Genomic DNA, 26,078 nt, shown 5'->3' with positions numbered 1-26,078 from the left:
ATCTAAAACGTCTTTTAAACCGAAATAGCGGTAGAATACGGTATAACGGCAAAGCGTTTCTGCCTTTCAAACAGACTCGCCGTATTATTCGCACAAGCCTTGTATTCGCCACCTGCTTTGTCTCTGGATACGGGTATAGCAGCGAGATGTCCAACATCCGAAGCACTTTTATCCCTAGTGTGAGCGAACTTGATAATCAAGCTATTCTCGAGATAAAGAAAACACAGTCTATTAAAACGATACAATCACTCTCCCAGTCAGTTATTGATTTTCCAACTCCAGTACACATTGTCTTCGGCACACTAGATGGTCCACTTTACGACCCCGAGTCCAACCAAATAGAAATCCCATATAGCTTTTGGCGTGAGATGATTGAGAACTTTTCTACCGATGTTGCTGACAGCAACGATAATGCCAAATCAAACGAACCCAACACATTGTATGCTTTCGAAGCGAGTGAAGGTGCGCTGTTACATACCTTGCTCCATGAGCTCGGGCACGCATATATTGCACTGAATGATATTCCCATTCTGGGTAAAGAAGAAGATGCGGCAGATAGCTTCGCAAATATCCTCATGCTCAATTATGTCGAAGATGGCGATACCCAAGCAATACATGCAGCAACGCTTTTTGCCATTGAAGATCAACAAATCGAGATCTTTGATGATCTTGATTTCATTGATGAACATAGCCTCGATATTCAACGTTACTTTTATAGCTTGTGTTTAGTGTACGGCAGTGATCCTGATAAACACAAAACCCTATTTCAGGACCTCGATTCTGACGTCAAAACTGAGCGAGAAGATATTTGTATCGAAGAGTTTGAACGAGTGACAGCAAGCTGGCAAAGTTATTTCAAATAGATTGATATGTCATAACACACCCTATTCACGCTACAGAATAATCATTCAAAATGTTTTGTATATCCCCCGCAAAATTTCACACCAATGTGATAAGTTAGTCATAAAAGCGACTAAAACCACATCTATTCAACGCCTTGTTTACGCTCAATTTGATCTATGCCAATTTCTTTTTCCTCACACTGCCCTAAATTGTATTTAAAGAAAACACAACAACTATACAACCATTTTTCTTATTCTAATACTTATCAATAACGGACGTCATTATTGCCTTTGAGCCCTGTGGCATAATGAAATTTCAAGGAGTTCTCGGATGGACAAAAACGCTCAGTCCCTAAGCCAAACCCTCTCTTATTTAAAGCTATGTACCTCGCAAATTATCTCTAATCAGCTGTCTGTCTCTTCTTCGGGCTCAGCCAAACAAGTCAACGATCTTATCTCTCTTGGCTCTATCGAACTTGACCATGCCAATAAACAAGTCGCTGAACTACAAAGAACATTATTCCGAGCACTACATGCCCTAGAAGCTGGACAAACTGACGTTGTGCATAATGCACTTATAGAAGGGATAGAACAGATTAATGCTGAGTTAACCGTTCCAAAAAAGCGGTTAGGTACGCACTCAAAGCAGAAAGATGAAGCCATAATTGATCCCATACTGGCTGACTAATTGAATACTGTATCCAAACCGCATGAAATCATTTAATTAACCCTTAATACCGAATACTGGCTTAGTCAGAGGAATTTTAATAACTATAACGAGGGTTGTGTAGCTTTCAGCATGAGAGCTCACGGAAGATAACAGCCCACACCAAGATGGAATCTGCCGGATACCTACGTCCTGTCTGTATCCGGCTCTTTTTTACATTAACCACTTCCACCAGATAAATACAGCCAAGAACCCAAACAGATACGTTAGACCAACCCACGATAGTAGCTTCATTTTTTTAGACCATTGTAATGCCACGGGTAAGTCGGCTTGTGAGACTAATTGATAGTTCAGCAAGGCAAAGATAGGTGTGGTCATAAAGGCCAATACCATCGCAAAATCAAGCATTGGCATTAGCGCTGAACTAAAGAACAGAATGATCCCCATTGCTGATATGGCAATAAACAACATCCAACCATGGTGTAAAGCACGTTGGCCAACAGGCTTTGACTGCAATAATGACTGGGCTTCAGCCAACGAACGAGCATAGCCATCAATCACCGTGATAGTACTACCAAATATGGCAAAGAAAGCCACAACAGCAATAAGGTAGCGTGACCACTCACCAATGGTTGACGCATACATACTTACTAATTGATGTGAAAAGCCAATCCCCGACGCTTTCAATTCAGTACCGTTGCCATGCAATACCAATGCTCCCAAGGAAAGGAAAACAATCGCAAGGATCGCTGTTCCGATATATCCCACATTGAAGTCAAACAGTGCGGACTGTGGCGAAACTTTCTGCTCTTTACACTGGCTCTTAAGCCACAATGATGTTAGACACGAAATTTCAATCGGTGCAGGCATCCACCCCATCATCACCACAATAAAACCAATAGAGGCGATAGACCAAGCTGATGGCGCTTCGAAATCAGCAGGTGCCACACTTCCTTTACCCGCAGCAATGACAACTGCCGATAATGTCGCGATAACCAGCACAGACATAATAATCTTAGAAAGGCCATCTAACGCCTTATAATGACCAGCTATCAATATCGCCAAGCAGGCAGTGACGACAATGCCAGATAGGACTGGTAATGAAAGACTGAACGGTAAGAAGTACCCCAATAGACTAGCGCTAAAGAGCAATAATGCAGCCGTGTTTACCACGCCTGAGATTAAGCTTAATCCGGTAAAGACCCATAGGTATCCTCTGCCCATACCATCATAGCCCTGCACTAAGCTATTCCCTGTCCCCATGGTGTATTGCACGCCGGCTCTAAAAAAAGGATATTTCAAAATGTTTACCAGCAGAATCAAAGCGGCAAGCTGCCAACCATATATTGCCCCCGCCTTGGTTGACGCGACTAAGTGTGAGCCACCAACGGCGGCCGTTGCCATCATTACACCAGGACCAAGTGAGCGAATCAATTTGCTCAGTGGGATTGATCCGGAAGGAGACGGCTGTATTGGAGAGGTTTCTGACATAATCACATCCTGATGATTTTCTTTTATTTGGCCTCACTTTGTCTCAGTTTTGTCACAAACAATCAACCTTCCCAAAACAAGCAATAAGACAATTAATCTGAATTAAAGCCAAAAACTAGATTTATACATCAAAATTACACCTCGAAACTTTCTTGATATCAGGCAAACTCTCACAAAAAAACAATAAAAAAATCACAATAATTCAGCAACTTCAAAGAATGACAAAATTTTATCCTAAGCAGGATAAAAAAGGTGACACGCAGTAGAATAAACCACAAATTAATTAAGCTAGAAGTGTTTGATTTATACAATATTTATCACAGTTTCCAACACAGCGTTTATGCTTATAAAAGTCATAAAACATTTGTGTAAGTTAGAATATTAATTGCTATATGAATGACGCTGTAGGCAAAAATAACAATGCTTCGCCATCAAAGCCGACCCGCTATCGGTATGTGCGCGTGTTTATCTATGGCTTGTTCTTTGTCGTCTTCTCCATCGTTGTACTCGCTGTGTTCATCCCCCCTTGGTTAGCGTCAAAGGGAATCGAAATCAATGCAATCTCTGGTATTCATATCGGCAAGCGTATCCAAATTGACGAACTCTCAATTTCAGTGAACAAAACAGCTATCACTATCAGGGATTTGTCCCTAGAGCACTTCTCAAATGACCAAAGTGCCATTTCTACCTCATCATGGCGCCTACTGTCACCTCATACAGTGGTTCGTTTGGCCCCTAGTATACAGAATGCGATTAAACCCCATGGGGTCTCGGTTAATGAGATTACATTCAACGACATAACATTTAACTTAACAGATTTATCAGCCCCGTATGTTTTTAGCGCGCATAGCGATCAGGCTTCAGTTACGGTGGAAAACATCGTAGGAACACAGATCCCACAACAGGTTAATGATTTGCAGCTAGTTCTGACCACAGATCCTTTCATTACCTTAACCGGTATTATTGATGCTGCTGAGCTAAACATTTTTCTGCCACAGGATATCGGGCAAAATATCTATCCCATTACGTTCAACAAAGGGCATTTTTCGCTCAGCTGGCAACAAGACAACACACCGTTAGCCGTACATATAGACAACCTAACTCCACAATGGCAAACGTTACTTGACGATTTTCAGCAGCAAGGTAATGACATCGCTCTGACCGTTGATCTTAACCAACCAACAACTAGTATGCGATTGCTGGCAGAAGAGTTGCGCTTTGCCCAACCGGTAGAGCTACCTGAATTTTTAGAAAAGCCCGATGACACTCATGAAGGCCTGCACCTTGGCCACGCGATAGCCAATTTAGCCCTGTTGCCCATAAAGCATTTAAAAGTGAGTCATTTTACCTATGGCAACCTGATCATAAATGCAAAGTTGGTACTGGATACCCCACGTGTTCGCGATAACAGGCCTGACAAACAAGCAAAACTGCATTTGAAAGGCAAAGCGCTTGGCCCTGAAGAGCCCTATGACATCAATGTTCTGATCAAGCACCGCTCTATTGAGGATGCCGATTTTAAAGGCACAGTCATCGGACCCAAAGGCAATAAACTTGACTGCAAAGCCGATGTGAATTTTATTAGTCCTTTACCCAAAGAATTCCACTGCGAGGCTAAATTTAACCGGACACGTGATCTCACCGATAGACTCAAGCTTTACGATATCCCAAGTGCTGAACTCACCAAACCGATCATTATCTCGGCTAAGCAAACATCATTGTCATTTAAGGATGACGCATCTTCAAGTACTAGTGCTAATGACCCCTTTCATTTCCGCGATGTTGAACATGCCAGCTATGCCATCGAAGTCGCTTTACCGGAAAACGTTAGTGTTGAACTCAACCGCTTTGCTTTCCAACACGCCGTACTTAGTCCTAGTGGACCAAATATGTCCATACCTTCCCTTGCACTGCTAGAACTCAACACCGATGGTGTGCTGACCTTTAACGCTAATTATCGAGATGGCAATATTGCTGTGGGGTTGGATAAGCACACTGAGGAGCTTCGGTTTTACAACCATAAACTCGGCTATGACATGCAATTCACTTTCTCGAAGCTTCAATGCCTGATACCTTTTCTCAGAAGTGATGGTGTATTACAGTGCCATGCGGCAAGTGTTATCAATGCGCTCATTCCACAATTATTTCCAGTACCAGAGCTCGCCATTTCAAATAGCAAAATAACATCAACAGTGGTCGGTGAATGGACAGACGATCGTGTTGAATTGACGTTAGTCGATACCCAGCTCAACATAGAAAAAATGGTCTATAAACATACTGGAGTGTGGATTGAAGCTGATGCTGATAACGTAATCATTGAAGCTAAACAAATAAACCTTGCCCAAGAATTCAGGCAAGACAAAATCACCAGACTATCCATTTCGACCGATGACAAGCACCCTATTACCATTAAAGCCAATAACCTTGACGCTTTAAAATTGATTATTCCAGAAGAAACATCTGACGCTAAAATAGCTGCAATCCGCCAGACAAAAAATACTGGTCAATTGCCGGTACAGCGCTATAACGGACAGCTCACTTCCGTCTTGTCTGACTTAGCATTTAATATAGAATTGCCGCCGAAAAACCCCATCCTCTTTGAGGTTAATGCCGGTTATAAGATCCATCTATCCCTGAGTCAAAATAACCAGCGCCTGCCTGGATTAATGACAGAAGGTGTACTTGATATCGACCCCAACCGGTCCAGATTCAAAGGCAGTATTTTAAACAAGCGCCATACTAAATTATTCGTTTACACCATCGATTACTTACTTCCTCTTAAGCAAGCAAATATTGAGTTACACCGTAATGATATTCCTTTTTCTAGCGAGCAATCGCTTAAAAAATATTATCTCCCTAAGCTGCCTATAGATCATGATATCACTGCTGGTTCATTGGGCTTTGACGCAAAACTCACGGTAAAAGACAATCAATGGTCAGGTCAACTTGGGTTATATACAAAAAATTTAAGCGGGTATATCCATAATATTCACTATGCAGACCTCAACGTGTCATTTGCTATCGATATGTCCAATAAAGGAATGCGCTCGCGTCAGCCTATCAGCTTACATGTCAGTTACTTACACACCGGGATCTTGCTTGAAAACCTGTATGCCTTGCTTGAGTTTGATACCCAGCAACCGTTTTACAAACTGCATAGAGCTAAAGCTTACGTATTAGGGGGAGACATCAGCCTACACAATGTGACCAGTACCTCCCTTTCTGATATCTCTCCGGCTCCTATTCGTGTCCATGGTTTGAAACTATCCAGACTCATTGAGGCCATAGAAGCTAAAGATATCGAGATGACGGGAGTTGTGGATGGAATTTTGCCTTTTGGGTTGGAAGATGAAGCGCCGGTTATTCAGGCGGGGAAACTCCATGCTCGTTACCCTGGCGGGATCCTAAAATACAAGGAAGGATCCACCATTGATCAGAATGTCGAGGCTGCTGGAGAAAGTAGCTTGCTTGTTGTTAGTAAAATTCTCAAAAATTATAACTACCACTCACTGATTGTTAATCTAGACTATTCTAAAGAAGGACAACTGAGTGCCAGATCACATTTTAAAGGGCGAAACCCTGATGTTTTATCTGGACGCCCAATTAATCTGAACCTTAGTTTAGAAGAAAACATACCGGCTTTGATAAAAACACTGAATATGATTAATTCAACAAAGCTGGAAAATATGTTCTTAAAGCAGATTGGTGTGGATAAGTAGCTTTTTGCGCTTGAATTTAACAAATCACATGGCTGGACGCGCCTATCGATTCTATGCTGCTAGCGTGCAGTGTTAGGTATGAGGTCCACAAAAGGTTGTAACCAATGGATATCCAACTTAAGCTGTTTTATATACCATTTTTTATCACCCTGTTTTCGGTAATGTCTCTGACTGCACTATCAGGTTGCACTCCGACGGTACAGGTTACCGCTTCAGAGAAACCGATAGAAGTTAATCTGAATGTCAAAATAGAGCACGAGATTCGTATTAAAGTTGATAAGGAAATCGATGAGCTGTTTAATGATGATGACGTCTTTTAAAGCGGCAGGGAGTATGCCATGACAAGAGTATTGCTCTTCCTTCTATCGTTCATCGCTTTTAGTGCATTTGCTCTCAACCTACAGCAGGCCAAGGACCAGGGGCTTGTGGGTGAAGCAAATACTGGGCTCATTTCTCCTATAACTGCTCGCCCATCGCAAGAAGTCAGAAGCTTAGTTACCAAAGTCAATAAACGGCGAACCAACACATTCAAAAAAATTTCTGTATCCCATGGATTAACGGTTAAAGAAGTTGGTCATATCGCACATAAAAAAGCGATAGAGAAAACCTCTTCAGGCAACTATTACCAAGACTCTTCAGGTAAGTGGGTCCAAAAATAGCAGCCGGGGTCGCACTTCGCAGTTGAATTCGAGCCTAACCTCTATGCTGTCTATTCAATACCACTAAACTGTTGGTTAAGCATTCCTTAACCCCGGCATAAAAAGATTATAATTATCCTTATATCACTTTAGACATATACTCCTGCCACGTTTGATTCATATGTAAAAGCAATGTCTGCAGTTCAACCTGATTTCAGTAAATTGACCCCAAAAAACGGCATTTTCATCGCGGCAGCACTTCTGTGCCTGTTGCCTGTTGTTAGCTCGCCGATCGCCTTAGTTCTTGGTTTTACTCTTGCCACTTTCGGAATCGTCCCTACCCAGTTCAATCTAACCGCCTTGACCAAAAAGCTCCTTTCTTACTCCATTATTGGTTTAGGCTTTGGTATCCAACTCGACCAAGCTATTGAAGCCAGTAAACAAGGTTTCGGGCTTATCGTGGCATCTATCTTCTGTACGCTTATCCTGGGTTACGTATTAACTAAATTGCTGCGCATTGAGCAGAAGACCGGCCACCTAATTGCTTCAGGTACTGCGATTTGTGGAGGAAGCGCGATTGCGGCTGTTGCACCAGCCATTAATGCGAAAGATGACCAAACATCGTTGGCTTTGGCTACCGTGTTTGTCCTCAATGCTATTGCGCTGTTTATTTTCCCGGTGATCGGTCATTTCTTCGAGATGAGCCAACATGCGTTTGGTACTTGGGCCGCAATTGCAATACATGATACTTCATCGGTTGTTGGTGCTGCTGGTGCGTATGGCGATGAAGCATTAAAAACAGCCACAACATTGAAGCTTGCCCGTGCACTGTGGATTATTCCAATCGCGTTTCTCAGTGCCTTGATGTTCAAGGGCAACAGTAAAAAAATTGGTGTACCATTTTTTATTCTTTTTTACTGTCTAGCGATTGTAGTGGCTTACTTGCTACCTGACTTTCAGCCTTTCTACAGTGCGGTTTTTTCACTCTCTAAGCGTCTATTGGTGGTGTGCCTATTTTTGATTGGTTCTGGCATCACAATCCAAAAACTGCGCGCTGCGGGTATCCAACCACTATTGCTGGGCGTGTTACTTTGGGTATGTATCGGCGGAAGTTCGTTTGCTTACATTCAATTTTTTAGCTAAGCCACTTACCTGCTAATACTGACAGAAAGGGTCTACATCTAAAAAACCGGCTGAACCCCAACATCATCATTTTTCGTTGTGGTTTACCGGTTTTTTAGCTTTCGTTATGGTGTAATGTCTATTCGATCAGACTTTTTGTTAATATGATTCAATTCCTCATTAAATTCAGCACTATTCTTTGCGCCCTTCATCTGACTCTCTCTTGGGATATTTCGTTGACTCTTTTGATTTATCCGCCTAACTCCAAGACACAAAATGATGATGAATGCGGCGAAGTCTAAAACAGCACTCATCAGCCCTGAGGTAAACGATGAGGCGATCAGAATGCAACTCACAATCCCTATCCAAACAAACATTCATAGCCTCTATCTTTAACAACCTAAGTAGATACAGGTAATTATTAACTAATTGTCTAAGTTCAGAAATTCGCTTTCACTCTATTACATTCGGTTTTGTTATATATCCAGCCGAGCTAGTACGTTCACCCCTCAACACTTTGCCACCTGCAACTCATCCAGCCGTGTTGTCCAGCGATTGGAGCGAAATGCTTGGCGCATATGCCAGTTGGTTGAACTAATCACTGAAGCCGGCTTAACGCCGTTCTTAAATTTGGCGTTCATTTGATCGGTGATGGCCATTAAGTCTCGTCGTTTCACCTCTTCCAATACGCTACTGTCGAACATATCAAATTGAAACTGATCATTGTTGGCATCTGTCAACCCCTCTAAGGTCACGCCGATCTTCTGATAGGCATAACCCGGGCGATAGACGGACTTCAGCAGCGCTATGGCCGTATCGAGGAATCGATAGCTATCTTGACTAGGACACATAAGCTCTTTCGCACAACTGATATTATGCTGTGGTAAATCTTTATAGCGGTTTGTTCGAAGAAACACGCTGACAACACTGGCCTGACTATGCTGACGGCGAAGTTTCTCTCCGGCACGCTGGCAATGAAAAGCAAGAGCGGCGTTCAAATCACCTAAATCCATCAAGTCGCTGCCGAAACTACGACTGGATAATATCTGCTTGCGCTTTTCATCTATATCCCCAGGCTCTATACACGCGACTCCTTGAAGCTCAAGTACGGTTCTGGCTAGCCCAACATTCCACAATCTGCGCATATCAGCTGGGTTTTGCTCTGATAGTGCAAGGGCATTAGCAATACCACTGGTCTGTAAACGTGTCGCCGTTTTAGCACCGACCCCCCATATATCTTGCACCGCACAACGCTCTAATAACCAACGGCGTCGCTCTTCATTATCAATTTGAATAACGCCTTCGACCCGCTGTTCGAATTGCTTTGCAGCATGGTTACCCAGCTTGGCCAATGTGGGACTAGCCCCAATCCCGACTCTTACAGGCAATCCCAAATGGGTATAGACGGTATCTCGAATGTCTTTGCCCATTTGTGTCAGACCATCCAATTTAAAACCATCTAACCGTATAAAGGCTTCATCAATGGAATACTGCTCTACATGGGGAGAAAAACGATGCAATTCTTCAATAAAACGACGACTCATATCAGCATACAGGGTGTAGTTGGAGCTCCGAACCTCAACCCCCATCTTTCGTGCCTCCCGTTCAATTTTGAACCAAGGTGCACCTCGCTTGATACCTAACGCTTTGGCCTGTGGTGAAAGAGCTACACAGCAACCATCGTTATTCGAAAGGACAACAAGAGGTTTATTGACTAATTTCGGGTCAAAGATTTGCTCACAGGCACAATAGAAGCTTTTCGCATCGACAAGGGCCCATACCTGATCACGATATCCATCTAATGCCGCCATGGCTTACCCCAACAAGTTGTGAACATTGCGTGTTACCACCCCAAAAATTTCAGAATCTTCAGGCAGTTGGAATGGTTGAAAGCTAGGGTTTTCAGCCACTAGCCACCATGCTTGGTCATGACGGAGCAATCGCTTGCAAGTAAACTCATCGTAGATTCGGGCTATCACAATTCGCCCGGGGACAACCGGCTCCGCTCGGTCTACAACCAAGAGATCACCATCGTAAATTCCAGCCCCCGTCATTGAGTCACCCGAAGCCTTTAGAAAAAACGTTGCATTGGGGTTTCGAATCAAATAACTCTCTAAATCTAGCTCTTCTTGATGGCCATCAGCAGGTGACGGAAAACCGCACTTCACGCCTTCGATAAAGTAAGGAAATGGCGTCATCTCTATCACTCTTAAATTAACTGTATATATATACAGTATAATAAAAAATAGTTAGAATAGTCACACCTTAGTTTCATCTTTTGAGGTAACTGAAGATTGAACCACCAAGCGAGTTGTTTTCTGTACAATTTCAATCGCATAGCACTAATGCGCTGTCATTCATCTACTCTGTGGTGATTTTTCAATCAACTATTGCTGTGTTCTTCGGCAAACACACTCTCCACATCGAGTTATGTCAAACAAACACTCATCAATGTTGATAAAATTGTCGTTTATAAAAATTAAAATATATATCCAAGATGCTGGGTATAGCGGTTATTAACCAAGGAGTTTTTTTAATGCAAAAGATTTTTGCAATACTAGCGGTACTTCTGCTGGCTGGCTGTTCTACCACTGAAAATACACACACTGATAGCCAATGCATTGGCCAAATGACCACTGAAGAAGCCTATGGCCACCTCAACCCTGAGCGCTTCACAATCCAGGTCTTGGCCCTGACTGAAGAACGTCAAGCAGATGTCAGAAGCTATATAAACCATATCCAAGGCCAACAACCAATTTGGGTTAACTGGAAAAAAAGCCAAAGTGGCCGTTGGTATGCTGTGATTTACGGGGATTACGAAACAAAAGAAGAAGCCAAGGCAGTCATCGATCGACTTCCTGAAGCCGTTCGCCAACAAGGCCCGTTCATCCGAAGCTTTGCCGAAGTACAAAACGACAAACAAACTGACGTATTCCGTTTGCGCTGATCAAAAAAGCCGGAGCAATCACTCCGGCTTTTTTACGCTTAATTCAACTAAGATCAGACTAGCTTCAATCAAACAACTGGCCGACCGTTTTCATTGGAATAAACATCCTGATGCGGCCATTGTGCTCACACAATACTTCAAAACCGTATTTGGTATAGAAAGACTCAGCGTCTGAGCTCAAACAATCGACCACTATGGCGTAAGCTCTCATATGGGCATTAACTTGCCACAGGTACTTCAAGGCTTTTACTAAACTGACTTTACCCAAACCATTACCATGATATTCATGATGAACCGCAAGTTGGGCTAGCAGGAATACTGGGATCGGATACTTGGGGAGTTTTTTTGCCATTGCTGCAGGTAATGTATCGCGGCAGATTGAGCTTGGCGCAATGCTATAGAAAGCACAAATCGGTAGTTTTTGGTTTGGGAGCGGAAGTAAGGCAGGCAGTACCATTGTTCGGCTAATACCTGCCTGCATATGTTTCGCCGCTTGGGTCTGTATAAATGTGTTGAGCTCCGGCTCTCCACAATCAAACGATACACGGTCATGCAACCTTTTATCTAGCTCGATAAATTCTTTGGACCAACTCACTTACTTAAAGCCCTTTTCATCTGCAAAATTAACTGCATCGAGCAATGCTTTATTCGGTGACTTCGCCTTATCACATGCTTCGACAAATCGGTCAAACGCATCATTCTCAAGGGTGATGCTTTCATGTCGTGCGATCACTTGGCTGGCATCTTCATCCATAAGACGAACCACATATTCAGTCAGACTCTTCAGCCCCAATAATGCTGAGGCCTTTTCGGCTTTGGCTTTAATTTCTTCATCTAAACGCAAGTCTAAACGCGCTGTTGCCATGTTAACCTCCTATATACGGAAGTGTTCCGTACAAACGAAGTATAACCTCTCCCTTATCACTCAGCAAATCGTACGGAAGCTTTCCGTACGATTTTACTCAGAGCGCATTTAGGATGACATAATTACGTCGTCTTGGGCTTTATGAACTTCTTGAGGCCCCTCTTCAAGCTTGCGGAGCTCCCGTAACAAGATGAACAACAGCATTAAGCCTGTCGCGGCAAGACCGGCAGCTAACCCACCCCACACGCCTTCCAAGCCGAACATGTGCATCAATACCCATGCAGCAGGAAGACCTATAAGCCAGTAACCAATGGCTGTTGTTACTGTCGGGGCTTTCACTACTTTCATACCACGTAGGATACTGATCGCCGCTAATTGCCATGCATCAACCACAAAACAAGCAGCAACCATGATCATCACACTCGGAAGAGCAGCCACCAATTCTTCTGCAAGCGCATCACCCTCAACATTGAATATAACGGTAAGGAATTCAGGCTTTGCGACAATCAAGGCACCAAATACCGCACTCGTCACTGTCACTAATACCAAGCCTAACTTGGCATACCGCTTGACCATACCATGCTCCTGTTGGCCGACATGTTGACTAACCAAGATCGAAGCTGCTTGAGACAAACCGAATGCCACATTCCAAGACAAATTCAGGCACTGCATGGCAATTTGGTGGATCGCCAACGACACTGCACCCAAAGTACCTGCCAGCAGTGCTGCTGTAGAAAACAAGGCATGCTCCATTAAGGTCGCAATCATAATAGGCACACCAATCGCCATTAGCGGTACGAGGATGCCAAAGCGATACTCATGCCAATGAGTAAACGGGTTATATTGACGGTATTTATTTCGGGTGAAGATCCAGTAACCATAGCCGAGCATAACAATAAAGGCGGCTAACGCTGTTCCATAACCCAACCCTGCTAAACCCATTTGCCAATGGAAAGCCAGCAAATAGCTTAATGGCACATTCAAGATAACGGTAACAATAGACATCACCATGACCGAACGAGTGTCGCCAAATGCGCTTACCAAGCTACGTAATACCAACAAAATTAAAGTCGGTAACATCGCCCACTTAAGAGCATCTAAATACTCTACGGCTAAAACAACAGCATCAGGGTCTTGATTTGCTTTAGTTAACAAGCCATCCATCAGATAGAAAACCGGTAACAAAGTCAGCGATAGAATAACGGAAAGCAACAATCCACTCTTGAGTGAAGTGCTGACTTCGGCATCCCCTTTTGCCGAGTCTTTGAGTCTTTGACCATAAGCGATGGCAATCAGATTAGCCACACAGCCTACTGTGCTACCAGCAACCGTAAACACAATGGAATACACAGCCGCACCTAGGCCACCACCGGCAATGGCAAGAATACTCATCTGCGCCATCATCCAAACATCAGTAAACACCAACAATTGCGCAACCAGCTGAGAAATTATTAGCGGCACAGCCAAGCTGATCAGTTTTTTCATTTATCACCACAAACACTAAAGCATCAAAACAGACAGGAATATCAGTAGTGATTAAAAGAGGCTCAACAATGTGTGATAGGCATCAAACTACTGAAAGATAAACTTTAAGATCTTCAGGTTTGAGTTTCAAACGACATTTATAGTATCTTTGCATTCATAAAACTCATGCGAATACAATTTAACCGTTTCCATTTACGCTAAAAGGACAAACGATGAAAAGAAGACATCGCCTACTGCCGCCATCTTTAAACGGATTACGGGTTTTCGAAGCGGCAGCTCGTCAATTAAGCTTTACTTTGGCAGCTGACGAACTCAATGTGACACAAAGTGCTGTGAGCCGCCAAATCAGGCAACTAGAAGAGCAACTTGGGTTTACTTTGTTTATTCGCCACCACCGTTCCCTCGAACTCTCACAACAAGGGAAGGAAGTTGCGTTATTGCTCACACGGCAATACAGCGAATTGAACCAAACCATCCGACAGTTGAAGGCAAAAGAAACCGGTACCTTGAGAGTACAGGTTGCAATGAGCCTTGCGGTCCGTTGGCTTATCCCACGTTTGCATTCCTTTAAATCACTCAACCCTGATGTCAATATTGTCTTGTCTTCAAGTATGGGACACAGCAATGAGTTACTACAATTAGAAGAGGATGACTGTGATATTGCGATATATAACGTTCCTGAGGTGACCAAAAGTAGCAATATGCTCACTTTCTTCAGAAAAGAATACCTCGCCCCCGTATATTCAGAGTTATTAACAAAAACAGAGCAGCCAATCTCTGTCGATGAACTCATCACCAACTACCCGCGATTACACCCGACACCTGACCAATGTGACTGGCGCGAATGGCTCTCCCGCAATAACCGGTCAGAGCAAGTCAATGAAGATGGGTTAACGTTTAACACATTAGATATGGCGTTAACATCCTGCTTTGCAGGCCAAGGCGTTACCATCACCGATCTGATGCTTGTCGTACACGAACTTCAGCAGGGCTATTTGAAACTACCGAACCTAGCAACCATTGTTACTAATAGTACTTGGCAATATTACTATCAAACCGTCAGTAAAGGTGACACCGTCACTCGCTTTATTGATTGGATGGTCCAAGAAGAAAGAAAAGATATGGCCGCACTAACCCACATGGCGGATCTGTACGGCTGGAAAATCATTGATTAACAGCTAGCTATACGCTTACACCGAGTCAATAAGTTCAGGTAAAATATCAAACAGATCGCCAACTAATCCATAGTCCGCTATTTCAAAGATTGGCGCTTCTGGATCGCTATTTATCGCCACAATAACCTTGGCATCTTTCATTCCCGCGAGATGTTGAATAGCGCCCGAAATGCCCACTGCAATATATAACTCCGGTGCAATAATCTTACCGGTTTGTCCAACTTGGTAATCATTGGAAATATATCCGGCATCCACAGCCGCCCTTGAAGCCCCTATTGCTCCATCAAGTTTATCGGCAAGCTGCTCGATTAACGCAAAATTTTCTTTGCTGCCAAGCGCCCGGCCGCCAGAAACGACGACTCGAGCAGCCGCTAACTCAGGTCTTTCACTTTCAGATGCCTGTCTTTCAATAAGCTCACTCCAGTCATTACTTATCGCAATGTCTACCGCTATTTGTTCCGCTTGACTAATGCCCAAAGAAGCAGCATCAAATGCCGATCCACGAAGGGTCATCAATACTTTACTATCACAACTGCGTACTCTCGCTAGCGCATTACCGGCATAGATTGGTCTGATTACCGTATTTTCACTTTCAATTGTAACGACATCAGATAGCACCCCCACATCCAATAATGCGGCGACCCGAGGTAGGAGGTTTTTACCGAATGTTGTTGCCGGAGCAACAATATGGCTGTAATCCTTGGCAAGCTCGGCGATCAACTGCGCACAATTTTCAGCCAGCTGATCTTTATAATTAGGATTATCAGCAACAAGGACTCGACTGATACCTACAATTCTTGATGTTTCTTCAATTACCGACTGGCACTGACTCCCTATAACCAATACATCAGTGCTTTGTTGTAATGTGGATACAGCCCCGACAGACTTGAGTGTTTCCCCGCCCAAACGGTGATTATCATGCTCTGCAATTACTAAAATCGTCATCAGATCACCTTTGCACTGTTTTTTAGTTTATCGATAAGCTCGGCAACAGAATCGACTTTTATACCACCAGCCCGCTGTATTGGCGTTATTATCTCGATAACCTCTTGATGATTTTTTATCTCTACCCCTAACGCTTCAGGGGTCAGTACATCAAGCATTTTCTTCTTTGCTTTCATGATATTGGGGAGGGATGCATAACGTGGTTCGTTCAACCGCAAGTCTGTGCTCAGTATCGCAGGCAACGTTAAGCGAAGAGTTTCTAGTCCTTCATCAACTTCTCGTGTTACGTTGATTGATTGTTCCCCCTCACTTGTGACACCGTCACCTTCAACGCAGATCTTTGATGCAAATGTACCCTGAGGGTAGCCCAACAGAGCCGAAAGCATTTGCGCAACCTGATTATTATCAGTATCTATCGATTGCTTACCTAATATAAATAGGTCTGGTTTATCTTGTTTAACCAACGCCGCTAATAGTTTCGCAACGGACAAAGGCTCAACCACTGCATCGGTTTCAATATGTATTGCTCTGTCAGCCCCCAGCGCCAAGGCCGTTCTTAATTGCTCTTGGCAAGCGGCCTCACCTGCTGAGACCACAACAACTTCATCAGCATGGCCAGCTTCACGGAGGCGAATTGCTTCCTCTACCGCAATTTCACAGAATGGATTCATGGACATTTTGACATTGGCGGTTTCAACACCAGAGCCATCAGTTTTTACCCTTACCTTAACGTAAGGATCAATGACACGCTTAATCGCAACATACACTTTCACAGGCACATCCTTATCAAACCAAGGCGGCTAAACCCCGTAATTGACGTATTCTTTGAGCCTAGTTGAGTTTACGTTTACGTCAACTGGACTATATTTTAACCAATCGCAGTACAGTTAGGGATTGAAGCATGAGTTCAGAGCAGCAAAGAGAAAGCATGTCGTTTGATGTTGTCATTGTCGGTGCTGGCCCCGCCGGATTATCTGCAGCCTGTCGACTGATGCAACTTGCCATTGAAAATGAACGCCCTTTGTCAGTTTGTGTTGTAGAAAAAGGCGCTGAAATCGGAAGCCACGTTCTCTCAGGTGCACTATTCGAACATAAAGCGCTGGATGAACTTTTTCCTGACTGGGAACGCATGGGGGCACCACTACACACCGCCGTGTCCGACGATAAATTTTGCTATTTAACCAATGAATACAACTACATCACCGTCGCTGAACCATTGGTACCCGATACCTTACAGAACATAGGTAACTTTGCTATCAGCTTAGGTAACCTCTGCCGCTGGCTAGCTAAGCAGGCTGAAGAGCTAGGTGTCGAAATCTTTCCTGGGTTTCCTGCCAGTGACATACTCTACAATAGTCAAGGCATAGTAACGGGAATCATCACAAAAGATATGGGGCTTGATAAGCAAGGAGAACTTAAATCCACTTTTGAACCCGGTATTGAACTAGAAGCAAAGTACACAATTTTTGCTGAAGGAGCGCGGGGGCATTTAGGTAAGCAGCTCATTAAACAATTCCATCTCGATCACGGTAAGCAACCTCAACATTATGCCTTGGGACTAAAAGAGTTATGGGAGATCCCGCCAGAGCACCATCGCCCCGGTCATGTTATCCATGGCGTCGGATGGCCGCTAAGTCAAACAGGCACCAATGGGGGTAGTTTTCTATACCATCTTGATAACAACCAAGTCGCAGTCGGGTTAATAGTCGATCTGAATTATCATAACCCCTACCTAAGTCCCTTTGATGAATTCCAACAACTCAAGCACCATCCATTATTTACTCAACATCTAGCCGGCGGACAACGTATCGCTTATGGTGCTAGAGCTATAACCAAAGGCGGTCTGTCATCCCTACCGCGGCAACAGTTTCCTGGCGGGCTTTTAATTGGCTGTGATGCGGGCACTTTGAATATGGCGAAAGTCAAAGGCAGCCATACTGGGATGAAATCCGGTTTAATTGCCGCCGAGGCAATTTTTCATGAATTAGAACAAGGTTTTCACCAAACAACACCTGGCTATGACAAAATATTCTGCCAATCTTGGTTACATGACGAACTGCATGAGTCACGAAACTTCGGGGCAGAGATCCACCGCTTTGGTACATTGATCGGTGGAACCTTGGCTTCTATCGAACAAAAATGGTTTAGAAAGTCCTTCAAATGGACACTGGAAGACGATAAACCAGATCATGAATGCCTAGACCCAATTGCTAACCACCAGCCTCTCAGCTATCCAAAACCTGATGGTCTGCTCAGTTTCGATAAAGCATCTTCGGTATTCTTATCTGGAACACAGCATGAAGAAAACCAGCCCTGTCATTTAAAATTGGCTGATGACGCTATTCCGATCAATTTTCATCTCGAGCGTTATGATGAACCTAGCCAACGATATTGCCCTGCTGGCGTTTACGAAGTAATAGAAAAGGATGGTAAAGCTTCATTTCAAATCAATGCAGCCAATTGTGTGCATTGTAAGACCTGTGATATCAAAGATCCTTCCCAGAATATTACCTGGACACCACCAGAAGGCGGTGGCGGGCCTAATTATCCAAACATGTAGAGCAGCAGACAGTTGTCGACCCTCCCCAAATAGCTTCACGCTACTTGGGGGGATACGTATTATTTAGACCAACGGGTTTTTCGCCATACTTCCTGTTGTTCTGCAGAAAGGAATGTCCATGCAACAACCCGAGTAAGCTTTTGTCCCTGCGCCATGTCGATCGTTTTAACCTCAGTTGCGCCGACCTTTTTCAGCTGCTTATAAATCAAAGGCAAATTGTCTTTCTTCGACACCAAAGTGGTAAACCAGAAACATTGGTTCGCTTTATCCACACTCTGATCAATCATACGCTTAATAAACGCTGATTCTCCGCCGGGACACCATAGCTCCGCTTTTTGACCGCCAAAATTCAAAACCGGCTTTTTACCTTTCATTGCATTTGCTGAATGGTGGGAGCCTTTCTTTTGCGAGTTAGCAGCAAGGTTTTTTACCTTACGGGCACTTCCTGCCATGGCCTCTTCTAAAGAGGTATGAAACGGAGGGTTACATAAGGTGAAATCAAATAAATCGTTGTCGTTGATCATACCGGTAAAAATATGATCTGGATTTTTCTGCAGTCTGCATTGAATGCCGCCTTTCAATGAAGGATTAGCTTCAACGATAAACTTGGCCGCTTTGATTGAAATCGGATCTATGTCGGCAGCCGTAAAATGCCAACCATATACACGGTGGCCGATAATTGGATAAACACAATTTGCTCCGCTTCCGATATCAATACCCTTTATAGCTTTTCCTTTTGGGATCTTGCCACCGTTGGAGTCTGCCAATAAGTCGGCAATATAATGCAAATAGTCAGCCCTTCCAGGGATTGGAGGGCAGAGAAAGCCTGCGGGAATATCCCAATAAGGAACCGAGTAAAAATGGCTAAGCAATGCACGGTTCAGCATTTTGACGGCGTCAGGGTCACTGAAGTTGACCGACAAGTCACCGTAGGGATTCTTCTCTACAAACTGTGATAATTCCGGACAACTTTGAATCAGCTTGTCAAAATCATAACGGGCTCGGTGAGGGTTTCGTGGATGCAGCCCCTTACTCGGCGCTTTTTGCTTATGTTTTTGTGCCATATCGCTTTCTTTATAGAGTATTGCTCGGCCTAAAGCCAAAAAGAGAAGTATCCTACTTGAATCTGTCCGGCCATGGAACCGCCATATCTTTCAGGCTGGCTGTTTTTTGAACTAATGACCAGACTAAAAATACAATATGCAACCTCATCATGAAATATCTTGTGACAACATCAATAAAAATTGTACATTTTCATAATCTTAACTTTACTATTACATACAGGCCAATAACAATGCATTTTAGGACTGAGTGATTAAAGGAAGAAATTGCACATGGATGTATTCAAACGCACATTATTCATCATTACCGTTTTAATACTGCCTATTCACTCAGTACAGGCAGCCCAGTCCATTGCTTTTTATTATAACCAAATTGATTCTGTTAGAGAGCTTATCAACTACGACCGAGTTGTCGTCACCCCTAGCTTGATTACTGATAAACAGATTGAAACCCTACAAAAAGCAGAGACTCAAGTTTTCGCCTACCTCAGTATTGGCGAGTACGACGGTGAAGCATTACCCAATACCCTTGCAGGGCTTTCTCCGCTCACCAATCCAAATTGGTCTAGCCATGTTATGGATCTATCTGCAAGTGAGTGGCAAGAATACCTAATCCATCAAGCAAGCAATCTTACTGAACGTGGTTTTGACGGTATTTTCCTTGATACGCTAGATAGCTATACTCTTTTTACCACTTCACCTGATAACACAAGCAAGCAGCAAACAGCACTCGCCCATATCCTCGATGCGTTGCATACACTTCCTGCCAAACCTCTACTGATATTTAATCGAGGTTTCGAAATACTCGACCAGCTTAGTTTCAAACCTTATGCACTAGCCGCTGAGTCAATGTATAACAGTTACGACCCAGTAGCAGATAGCTACCAGTTAGTGCCTGAGTCTGACCGCCAGTGGCTAACAGGCAAACTGGAAGAAGTAAAAAAAGCGGGTGTTGAAGCCATTGTCATTGACTATTTGCCGGCCAGTAATCGTGAAGCACAAAAGCGCGCAGCAAGACGACTGATCAGCGAAGGCTATACCCCTTATATCAGTGACGGTTTACTGTATGAGTTCGGTGTCAGCACCATTGAACCTATCGCTAAACGGGTTCTCGGTTTTTATGACGGTCAATTTGGCCGAATGGTAACATCACAGTGTCACCGGATGATGTCGATGCCGATCGAATATTATGGCTATGTTCCCGAGTGCTTGGATATCAGAACAATCAACTTCAACCAGATTGATATTACTCGTTATGCCGGTTTCTTTTTTTGGCTAGAAGAAACGAGCTACCAACAAGTTCCAGCTTTGCAAACTTGGATTGATACGCTGATCGATAAACGCCCTGTATTATTCCTCAGTGCACTACCAACAAATCAAGCTATCTTAGCCAAACTCGGTATTACCGCTAAAGGAGAAATATCCGGCAACATCACCCAACAACAAGGTCAAAGCTGGACACAGCAGTTTTATCCCGCCTCATATAGCCAGTTTGAAAAGCACACACTTTGGCAACCCACCCAGATCGGCGTAAACAGTGAAATTACCTTCGGTAACGAGAGCGGCCAAACAACAACGGCACTGTTCCAAGCACCATGGGGAGGTGCTGCATTATACCCGTTTCCTGTAACACAGCTTGCAAACGGAAGAATTAGTTGGAGTATTGACCCATTCAGGTTGCTTGACAACACACTAGGGCTAGCAAAAATCCCTGCGGCTGATGCAACAACAGAAAGTGGCCTTCGCATCCTGACTAGCCACATTGATGGTGATGGATTTCCATCCAAAGCTTGGTTCCCAAACAAACCTTATACTGCAGAAGTAATATACGAAAACATCCTAAAACAATACTCTCTTCCACAAACTGTATCAGTTATTGAAGGTGAGGTTGGACAACGAGGTCTATACCCTGATCAAAGTCCACAACTCGAGAGAATTGCAAAGCAAATTTTTAAACTGCCTAACGTTGAGATTGCTTCACACACCTTCAGTCATCCTTTCTTTTGGGATCTAAAAAATGCTAATCAAAAAAAAGCTTATGGTGACCACTTGCCTATACCTGGCTACTCCATTGATTACTACAACGAGATCCTTGGTAGTACTGAATATATCAACACCAAACTTTCACCGAGTAAGAAAGAGGTCAAACTCATTCTTTGGTCTGGAAATGCCGATCCTACCGAAGAAGTCATCGCGATTGCCGAGCAAGCAAACTTATTGAATGTAAACGGCGGCAATACATACGTTGTAAGGGGAAACAAAAACTTTACTCAAGTATCACCAACTATCGCTTGGTACCCTTCTGGTGTTCAAGTCTATGCGCCTGTTCAAAATGAAAACCTCTATACTAACCTCTGGACTGAACACCACGACGGTTATGGGCGGGCAGTTGAAACATTTGACATATTAGGTACCCCACGTCGGTTAAAAAGTATTAGTATTTACTACCATATGTACTCAGGCGCATACCCTGCATCAGTCAATGGCTTAAAGAAAGTTTATGATTGGGCGGTAAAACAGCAAAGTACCCCTTTGTACTTAAGTGAATATGCCGAAAGAGCGCGAGCACTGTATGAGACCGGTATCGCTCGCACATTAGATGGTCAATGGCAAATTGCAAGTACTGGGATAACAAGTATCCGGCTATCTGATTCATTGGGCTATCCTAGCGGAAGCCAATTTGCAGGTTGGAACTCAGGGCCAGATGGTAAATTTATGATCCTTAAACAGCCCAAAACCCGATTCGCAACTACCGATTCACCAGACAGTGCTCTTCACCTCAAGAGTGCAAACGGAAAACTGGTAAATTGGGAAGTCAAGAACAACGTTATTGATTGGGAGGTTTCCACACACATGCCACTAAAGATGGTGGTAAGAGGCGCCAAAAGCTGTAAGCGAATTGACGGCCCTGAATTGACCATCAAACACAATGTAAAAAAAGGACAAATAGAATTGGCAAGCCCTAAAACAGGGAAGCTAACGGGTACAATCCAGTGCCAAGTGCTATAACGCGAAAGGAATATTGATAAAGCGATGGCTAAAAGTAAGAACAAAAAGCCAAGGATAAGGCTTATCAACAAATTCACCCTGGTGGTGTTAACTGCAACGTCTTTATGGGCGCTGTGGCTTGTTGCGCCTAATAAATCCATGCTAGTACAACTTATTGCCCGCTCTTCTTCACCTGAAGTTTCATTGGCCTTTTTACAACAACTTTATAGTAATGATCCGAAAAACCGCGAGATCATAAATCAAATCGTAGATAACTACGCTGCCACTGGGCAGTTGAACGATGCGACAGAGCTGTTAGAGAGTATTCTTAGAACAACAGAAGGTAACGACGATTGGGATTCAATAGGTCGATACCTGTCTCTGCTACTAGAACAAACATATCAAGACCATCCGGAACAGAAACAACAAGCGCAAGCAGCGTTACTCACACTGTTGGATAAAATTAATTATATTCCAGAGGCAGAACTTGCACGTCAATTTGCTGACACCGCGATTTCATTATCGATGCCAGATAAGGGGTTTGATTACCTATACCCCCACCAACAAAGTGGCGAAACCTCTTACGACGAGTTAGTTTCTCTTGCCTTACAAAGTGAGGATTATGACAAGTCATTGAGAGTTCAACTTGATGCATTTCGGGAGTTTGAAGATCTTGAAAACGCCCAGAAGCTGTTTGACTTAATGATAAAAAGCGGCCAATCCCAGCTTAGCAAATATTTCTTTAACAGTTACAGAGGACTGCTTTACAACAACGCAGACTTTCTCAATGCAGCCATAATGCATTCTAAACAGATAGGAAACCTTGATATTGTCTTAGCTTTATCTCGCCATCTACTATCAATTGAACCAACAGCAGAGCTGTATTCTCAAACAGCACAAATTGCGATTAGTATCGGTGACCTCGACCTTGCCGAAGAATTACTGCTTCAATCTATCACCATAGCACCAGACCAATATGATTATGTTTTACTACATCAAATTTATCGCTGGCAAAGCGAGATAGAACAAGCACAGTCAATTAGCATCAAGCTGGTATCGCTTAATCCGAGTGCAAAAAATATCCGTGCCGGTATAGATGAATCAAGAGCGCTGGGTGATATCTTAAATGAAGGCAGTTTTTTCAAAAAGTTGGCAACATATAACCACATCCACCCAGCCGAGTATGCCCAATGGCTCAACGCACTTGAAAAAGGTCAAGGGACATCAGCCGCATTTCAAAGTCTGCTGGCTCTTCTCGCAAAACGTCCTAATGACCCTGAACTTCTGAGTCACACTACCCGCTTATACAGTTACCGCAGTGATCATCGTTCTGTGATCCGTTACGGTAATCAGCTGCAGAAAAGGCGGCCACTAAACGTCACAGAAGCATTACGTATATCCAATGCACATATCATGTTGAACCAGCCTAAGCTGGCTCTAAATACACTGGTCAATCCAACCAATTGGATGGAGGCTGACGAAGACTACCTTGAAGCTGTTTCTTCATTAGCTTGGGAAACCAACAACCGAGCATTATCGATTAGTTCACAATCAGAATTGGCAACACGAGCCAGTTCAAATATTGATGTATACCGCTATATCAATATATTGTCGCCACTAAATGAAGAAAAAATAGCACAACTGCTTAAACTCTATGAAAAAAATCGTAATCCACAGTTACTCTTGGCCGCCGTTCAACATGCAGCTCAAACAAAAAATGAAGAATTACTTACTGAACTCATAAAAAAAGCCGAGCAAGACCCTGATATTGAACAACATATTGAAATTATGACATACCGAGCGCTGCTCGCTGAGTGGCAAGGAGAGCCAGAGCAAGCAAAGCAACTCTACTTGGCGATTTTACAATTAGAGCCAACCAACTCATCGGCTGTCGGTAATTTGCTCTGGTTTGCTCTCAATGAAGGCGATGTAGATACACTTGATCAAATTTACCGTCGCTATAAGCCTATGTTGGCTTCTGAACGTAATCTTTGGTTAGCTTTTGCCAGTGCAAGCCAACAACTCGGGCTTAATCATGACGCGGATATTTGGTATCGCCAACTCTTGCTTAACGACAATAACCCTGAACCTTCTATTCTACTCAATTACGCCCAGCTACTAGAACAACAAGGCAATGGTGAAAAAGCCTATCAATTACGCCATTATCTATTCGACAAACAGTCATCTGAATTACTTGCATTACCGGATGGTGACATTAGTTATCGAGCCCTAATAAGACTATTTATTGGCGACCAAATGGCTAGCCAGGTGATTGAAGATAACACTCTAAACGAACCAACTATTAGTAACGTTAGTGAGCTATTTGCCGACCATTTAGCACAAAACCACGGTGAGAAGATACTGTTCTGGCATCAGAGAACAGCCCTTGGCCGTTATAAAATGCCAGAGTGGCAGCAACTGTCACTCGCTCTACAGAAAAAAGACCGGGTAAAAGTTGAAGAGATTTTAGCCACCGCAGTCAAATTACCAAAAGCGGATGAAAACGCGGCCTTACAGTTTATTGGCAAGCACCAAGAAGCATGGCAACAAGGTCAGGCTAACCTTGGCCAACTAGCTGATAAAAAATCGGAAAACCAACTTCGCCGTATTCATGTTCTGCAACATCCAACGAAGACGCACAGTATCCGAGCCCAACATTCACAAATCACTCATTGGGATATAGACCGCTCCAGTCTTGATTATTACTCACCCCATTATCATGGAAACTGGCGACTTGGCTTGGATCACCAACGGTCAGGCTCCCCTGATCAACTAGCCAACACTGATATAGATGATGAGTTCCGCTTGCGAGGCCGATATCAATACCAGATGAGCGAAAGCTATTGGGCACTAGGCGTTGATCTAGCCGATGGTATTGGTGATCAGCGGCTTGGACTCAATGGGGAATACCAATTTGCTGTCGACGACTACCTACGTCTAGGCTTCAGATTCGGCTTCAACAGCCATATCGAGGCCAGCGAATTACTTAATATCGCGGGGCAAGATAACTTGCTTGGCTTTAATCTTGCCTATCAACCTACAGCAAGAGAATCGTTGGCATTTCAGTTTAACTTACACGACCTCTCTACCCGCTTTGACGATGAGATCGGTCAAGGCTGGGATCTCAGCTTGAGAGTAGCCGAACAGTTTTTCTTTGCTGATCCAGCCTGGCAAATCTACGCCGATGTCACCATGCAAGATGTTAATCTCAGCGATGATCCCTTGAACGGAATCAACCGTTGGCACAATGAAGCAACGCCACTGACAAGCAGTGATTTTATCGAGGACAGTTACCAGCGCGTTGGGATCGGCCAACGAGTTTGGCATGGTGAACCGGGTCAACCAGGTGCGACTGTACCGTCACCAAGATATTGGTTTGATAGTTCGCTTGGATACAACTTCTCAAGTTCACAAGTCGATGTCACCCTAAGCGCAGGTTTGGGTTGGCGTGTGTTTGGTAATGATGAGCTTTACTTCAGCACAGACTGGCAAAGCCAAGACAGAAATGGTGATGAGTCGTTGAGAATGACACTTGGCTACTACTACGGCTTTTAACCTCAACCGAATTTTACA

20 protein-coding genes are annotated in these 26,078 nt (G+C 43.7%); 11 read left to right on the top strand and 9 right to left on the bottom strand.

Going from position 1 to position 26,078, the window contains the following annotated elements; genetic code table 11:
* Positions 1-146 precede the first annotated feature (146 nt).
* Entirely contained in the window at positions 147-863 is a 717-nt protein-coding gene (locus tag ACVA58_RS17210) for a DUF4344 domain-containing metallopeptidase (RefSeq protein WP_446511602.1), read from the top strand.
* 310 nt (positions 864-1,173) lie between these two features.
* The gene (locus ACVA58_RS17205; protein WP_446511601.1) at positions 1,174-1,530 is read left to right on the top strand and encodes a hypothetical protein; all 357 of its coding nucleotides are present in this window, start codon (positions 1,174-1,176) and stop codon (positions 1,528-1,530) included.
* A 192-nt stretch (positions 1,531-1,722) separates the two neighbouring features.
* Here the strand turns inward: ACVA58_RS17205 and ACVA58_RS17200 are convergent, their stop codons facing one another.
* Complete coding sequence (locus tag ACVA58_RS17200) at positions 1,723-3,000, bottom strand: NRAMP family divalent metal transporter (RefSeq protein WP_446511600.1); 1,278 nt, start codon at positions 2,998-3,000, stop codon at positions 1,723-1,725.
* Between the two features lie 392 nt (positions 3,001-3,392).
* On the opposite strand from ACVA58_RS17200, the gene ACVA58_RS17195 reads away from it, so the two are divergent.
* The 4 genes from ACVA58_RS17195 to ACVA58_RS17180 all read left to right on the top strand — a co-directional run bounded on the left by ACVA58_RS17195 (position 3,393) and on the right by ACVA58_RS17180 (position 8,500).
* Complete coding sequence (locus ACVA58_RS17195; protein ID WP_446511599.1) at positions 3,393-6,719, top strand: intermembrane phospholipid transport protein YdbH family protein; 3,327 nt, start codon at positions 3,393-3,395, stop codon at positions 6,717-6,719.
* 104 nt (positions 6,720-6,823) lie between these two features.
* Positions 6,824-7,039 carry a YnbE family lipoprotein gene (locus ACVA58_RS17190; RefSeq protein ID WP_373689531.1) on the top strand — a complete coding sequence of 72 codons (216 nt, stop codon included), beginning with the start codon at positions 6,824-6,826 and terminating at the stop codon, positions 7,037-7,039.
* A gap of 18 nt (positions 7,040-7,057) precedes the next feature.
* Positions 7,058-7,378: a YdbL family protein gene (locus ACVA58_RS17185; RefSeq protein WP_446511598.1), complete on the top strand. Its 321-nt coding sequence runs from the start codon at positions 7,058-7,060 to the stop codon at positions 7,376-7,378.
* 171 nt (positions 7,379-7,549) lie between these two features.
* The gene (locus tag ACVA58_RS17180) at positions 7,550-8,500 is read left to right on the top strand and encodes a YeiH family protein (protein WP_446511597.1); all 951 of its coding nucleotides are present in this window, start codon (positions 7,550-7,552) and stop codon (positions 8,498-8,500) included.
* A 488-nt stretch (positions 8,501-8,988) separates the two neighbouring features.
* On the opposite strand, the gene ACVA58_RS17175 is transcribed toward ACVA58_RS17180, so the two are convergent.
* Together ACVA58_RS17175 and ACVA58_RS17170 are read right to left on the bottom strand one after the other, a co-directional pair.
* A complete protein-coding gene (locus tag ACVA58_RS17175) occupies positions 8,989-10,290 on the bottom strand; it encodes a Y-family DNA polymerase (protein WP_446511596.1) in 1,302 nt (433 codons plus the stop codon).
* 3 nt (positions 10,291-10,293) lie between these two features.
* Positions 10,294-10,677 (bottom strand): LexA family protein, encoded by a 384-nt coding sequence (locus ACVA58_RS17170; protein WP_446511595.1) that lies wholly within the window; start codon positions 10,675-10,677, stop codon positions 10,294-10,296.
* A gap of 338 nt (positions 10,678-11,015) precedes the next feature.
* On the opposite strand from ACVA58_RS17170, the gene ACVA58_RS17165 reads away from it, so the two are divergent.
* Complete coding sequence (locus ACVA58_RS17165; RefSeq protein WP_446511594.1) at positions 11,016-11,426, top strand: SPOR domain-containing protein; 411 nt, start codon at positions 11,016-11,018, stop codon at positions 11,424-11,426.
* Positions 11,427-11,490: 64 nt separating this feature from the next.
* Here the strand turns inward: ACVA58_RS17165 and ACVA58_RS17160 are convergent, their stop codons facing one another.
* The 3 genes from ACVA58_RS17160 to ACVA58_RS17150 all read right to left on the bottom strand — a co-directional run bounded on the left by ACVA58_RS17160 (position 11,491) and on the right by ACVA58_RS17150 (position 13,776).
* On the bottom strand, positions 11,491-12,021 hold the full coding sequence (locus ACVA58_RS17160) for a GNAT family N-acetyltransferase (RefSeq protein ID WP_446511593.1): 531 nt from the start codon (positions 12,019-12,021) through the stop codon (positions 11,491-11,493).
* Positions 12,022-12,291, bottom strand: coding sequence for a type II toxin-antitoxin system TacA family antitoxin (locus tag ACVA58_RS17155; RefSeq protein WP_446511592.1), 270 nt, complete (start codon positions 12,289-12,291; stop codon positions 12,022-12,024).
* Positions 12,292-12,399: 108 nt separating this feature from the next.
* Positions 12,400-13,776, bottom strand: coding sequence for an MATE family efflux transporter (locus ACVA58_RS17150; RefSeq protein WP_446511591.1), 1,377 nt, complete (start codon positions 13,774-13,776; stop codon positions 12,400-12,402).
* A gap of 212 nt (positions 13,777-13,988) precedes the next feature.
* Here ACVA58_RS17150 and ACVA58_RS17145 point away from each other — a divergent pair, with 212 nt between their 5' ends.
* A complete protein-coding gene (locus ACVA58_RS17145; protein WP_446511590.1) occupies positions 13,989-14,951 on the top strand; it encodes a LysR family transcriptional regulator in 963 nt (320 codons plus the stop codon).
* 15 nt (positions 14,952-14,966) lie between these two features.
* Here ACVA58_RS17145 and ACVA58_RS17140 read toward each other — a convergent pair whose 3' ends face one another.
* Both ACVA58_RS17140 and ACVA58_RS17135 read right to left on the bottom strand, forming a co-directional pair.
* On the bottom strand, positions 14,967-15,896 hold the full coding sequence (locus ACVA58_RS17140) for an electron transfer flavoprotein subunit alpha/FixB family protein (protein ID WP_446511589.1): 930 nt from the start codon (positions 15,894-15,896) through the stop codon (positions 14,967-14,969).
* Entirely contained in the window at positions 15,896-16,669 is a 774-nt protein-coding gene (locus tag ACVA58_RS17135) for an electron transfer flavoprotein subunit beta/FixA family protein (protein WP_446511588.1), read from the bottom strand. The genes ACVA58_RS17140 and ACVA58_RS17135 overlap by 1 nt, the downstream gene beginning before the upstream one ends.
* 155 nt (positions 16,670-16,824) lie before the next feature.
* Here ACVA58_RS17135 and ACVA58_RS17130 point away from each other — a divergent pair, with 155 nt between their 5' ends.
* Positions 16,825-18,456, top strand: coding sequence for an electron transfer flavoprotein-ubiquinone oxidoreductase (locus tag ACVA58_RS17130; protein WP_446511713.1), 1,632 nt, complete (start codon positions 16,825-16,827; stop codon positions 18,454-18,456).
* Positions 18,457-18,515: 59 nt separating this feature from the next.
* Here ACVA58_RS17130 and rlmF read toward each other — a convergent pair whose 3' ends face one another.
* Positions 18,516-19,520 carry a 23S rRNA (adenine(1618)-N(6))-methyltransferase RlmF gene (gene rlmF / locus ACVA58_RS17125; RefSeq protein ID WP_446511587.1) on the bottom strand — a complete coding sequence of 335 codons (1,005 nt, stop codon included), beginning with the start codon at positions 19,518-19,520 and terminating at the stop codon, positions 18,516-18,518.
* A gap of 270 nt (positions 19,521-19,790) precedes the next feature.
* Here rlmF and ACVA58_RS17120 point away from each other — a divergent pair, with 270 nt between their 5' ends.
* The gene (locus ACVA58_RS17120; RefSeq protein WP_446511586.1) at positions 19,791-22,526 is read left to right on the top strand and encodes an endo alpha-1,4 polygalactosaminidase; all 2,736 of its coding nucleotides are present in this window, start codon (positions 19,791-19,793) and stop codon (positions 22,524-22,526) included.
* Positions 22,527-22,550: 24 nt separating this feature from the next.
* Positions 22,551-26,060, top strand: a complete 3,510-nt coding sequence (locus ACVA58_RS17115; RefSeq protein ID WP_446511585.1) for a tetratricopeptide repeat protein — start codon at positions 22,551-22,553, stop codon at positions 26,058-26,060.
* Positions 26,061-26,078 lie beyond the last annotated feature (18 nt).

The sequence above is a fragment of the Photobacterium sp. DNB22_13_2 genome (assembly GCF_052873915.1).
The sequence above is the reverse complement of the archived record's forward strand: the minus strand, read 5'-3'. Positions and strand labels throughout refer to the sequence as shown.

Excerpts from the sequence above, each read along its gene's own strand:
- rlmF (WP_446511587.1), bottom strand. The coding sequence starts at position 19,520 with ATGGCACAAAAACATAAGCAAAAAGCGCCGAGTAAGGGGCTGCATCCA.
- ACVA58_RS17170 (WP_446511595.1), bottom strand. The coding sequence starts at position 10,677 with ATGACGCCATTTCCTTACTTTATCGAAGGCGTGAAGTGCGGTTTTCCG.
- ACVA58_RS17115 (WP_446511585.1), top strand. The coding sequence starts at position 22,551 with ATGGCTAAAAGTAAGAACAAAAAGCCAAGGATAAGGCTTATCAACAAA.
- ACVA58_RS17210 (WP_446511602.1), top strand. The coding sequence starts at position 147 with ATGTCCAACATCCGAAGCACTTTTATCCCTAGTGTGAGCGAACTTGAT.
- ACVA58_RS17205 (WP_446511601.1), top strand. The coding sequence starts at position 1,174 with ATGGACAAAAACGCTCAGTCCCTAAGCCAAACCCTCTCTTATTTAAAG.
- ACVA58_RS17190 (WP_373689531.1), top strand. The coding sequence starts at position 6,824 with ATGGATATCCAACTTAAGCTGTTTTATATACCATTTTTTATCACCCTG.
- ACVA58_RS17130 (WP_446511713.1), top strand. The coding sequence starts at position 16,825 with ATGTCGTTTGATGTTGTCATTGTCGGTGCTGGCCCCGCCGGATTATCT.
- ACVA58_RS17145 (WP_446511590.1), top strand. The coding sequence starts at position 13,989 with ATGAAAAGAAGACATCGCCTACTGCCGCCATCTTTAAACGGATTACGG.
- ACVA58_RS17185 (WP_446511598.1), top strand. The coding sequence starts at position 7,058 with ATGACAAGAGTATTGCTCTTCCTTCTATCGTTCATCGCTTTTAGTGCA.
- ACVA58_RS17180 (WP_446511597.1), top strand. The coding sequence starts at position 7,550 with ATGTCTGCAGTTCAACCTGATTTCAGTAAATTGACCCCAAAAAACGGC.
- ACVA58_RS17165 (WP_446511594.1), top strand. The coding sequence starts at position 11,016 with ATGCAAAAGATTTTTGCAATACTAGCGGTACTTCTGCTGGCTGGCTGT.
- ACVA58_RS17195 (WP_446511599.1), top strand. The coding sequence starts at position 3,393 with ATGAATGACGCTGTAGGCAAAAATAACAATGCTTCGCCATCAAAGCCG.
- ACVA58_RS17120 (WP_446511586.1), top strand. The coding sequence starts at position 19,791 with ATGGATGTATTCAAACGCACATTATTCATCATTACCGTTTTAATACTG.
- ACVA58_RS17200 (WP_446511600.1), bottom strand. The coding sequence starts at position 3,000 with ATGTCAGAAACCTCTCCAATACAGCCGTCTCCTTCCGGATCAATCCCA.
- ACVA58_RS17140 (WP_446511589.1), bottom strand. The coding sequence starts at position 15,896 with ATGACGATTTTAGTAATTGCAGAGCATGATAATCACCGTTTGGGCGGG.
- ACVA58_RS17175 (WP_446511596.1), bottom strand. The coding sequence starts at position 10,290 with ATGGCGGCATTAGATGGATATCGTGATCAGGTATGGGCCCTTGTCGAT.
- ACVA58_RS17155 (WP_446511592.1), bottom strand. The coding sequence starts at position 12,291 with ATGGCAACAGCGCGTTTAGACTTGCGTTTAGATGAAGAAATTAAAGCC.
- ACVA58_RS17150 (WP_446511591.1), bottom strand. The coding sequence starts at position 13,776 with ATGAAAAAACTGATCAGCTTGGCTGTGCCGCTAATAATTTCTCAGCTG.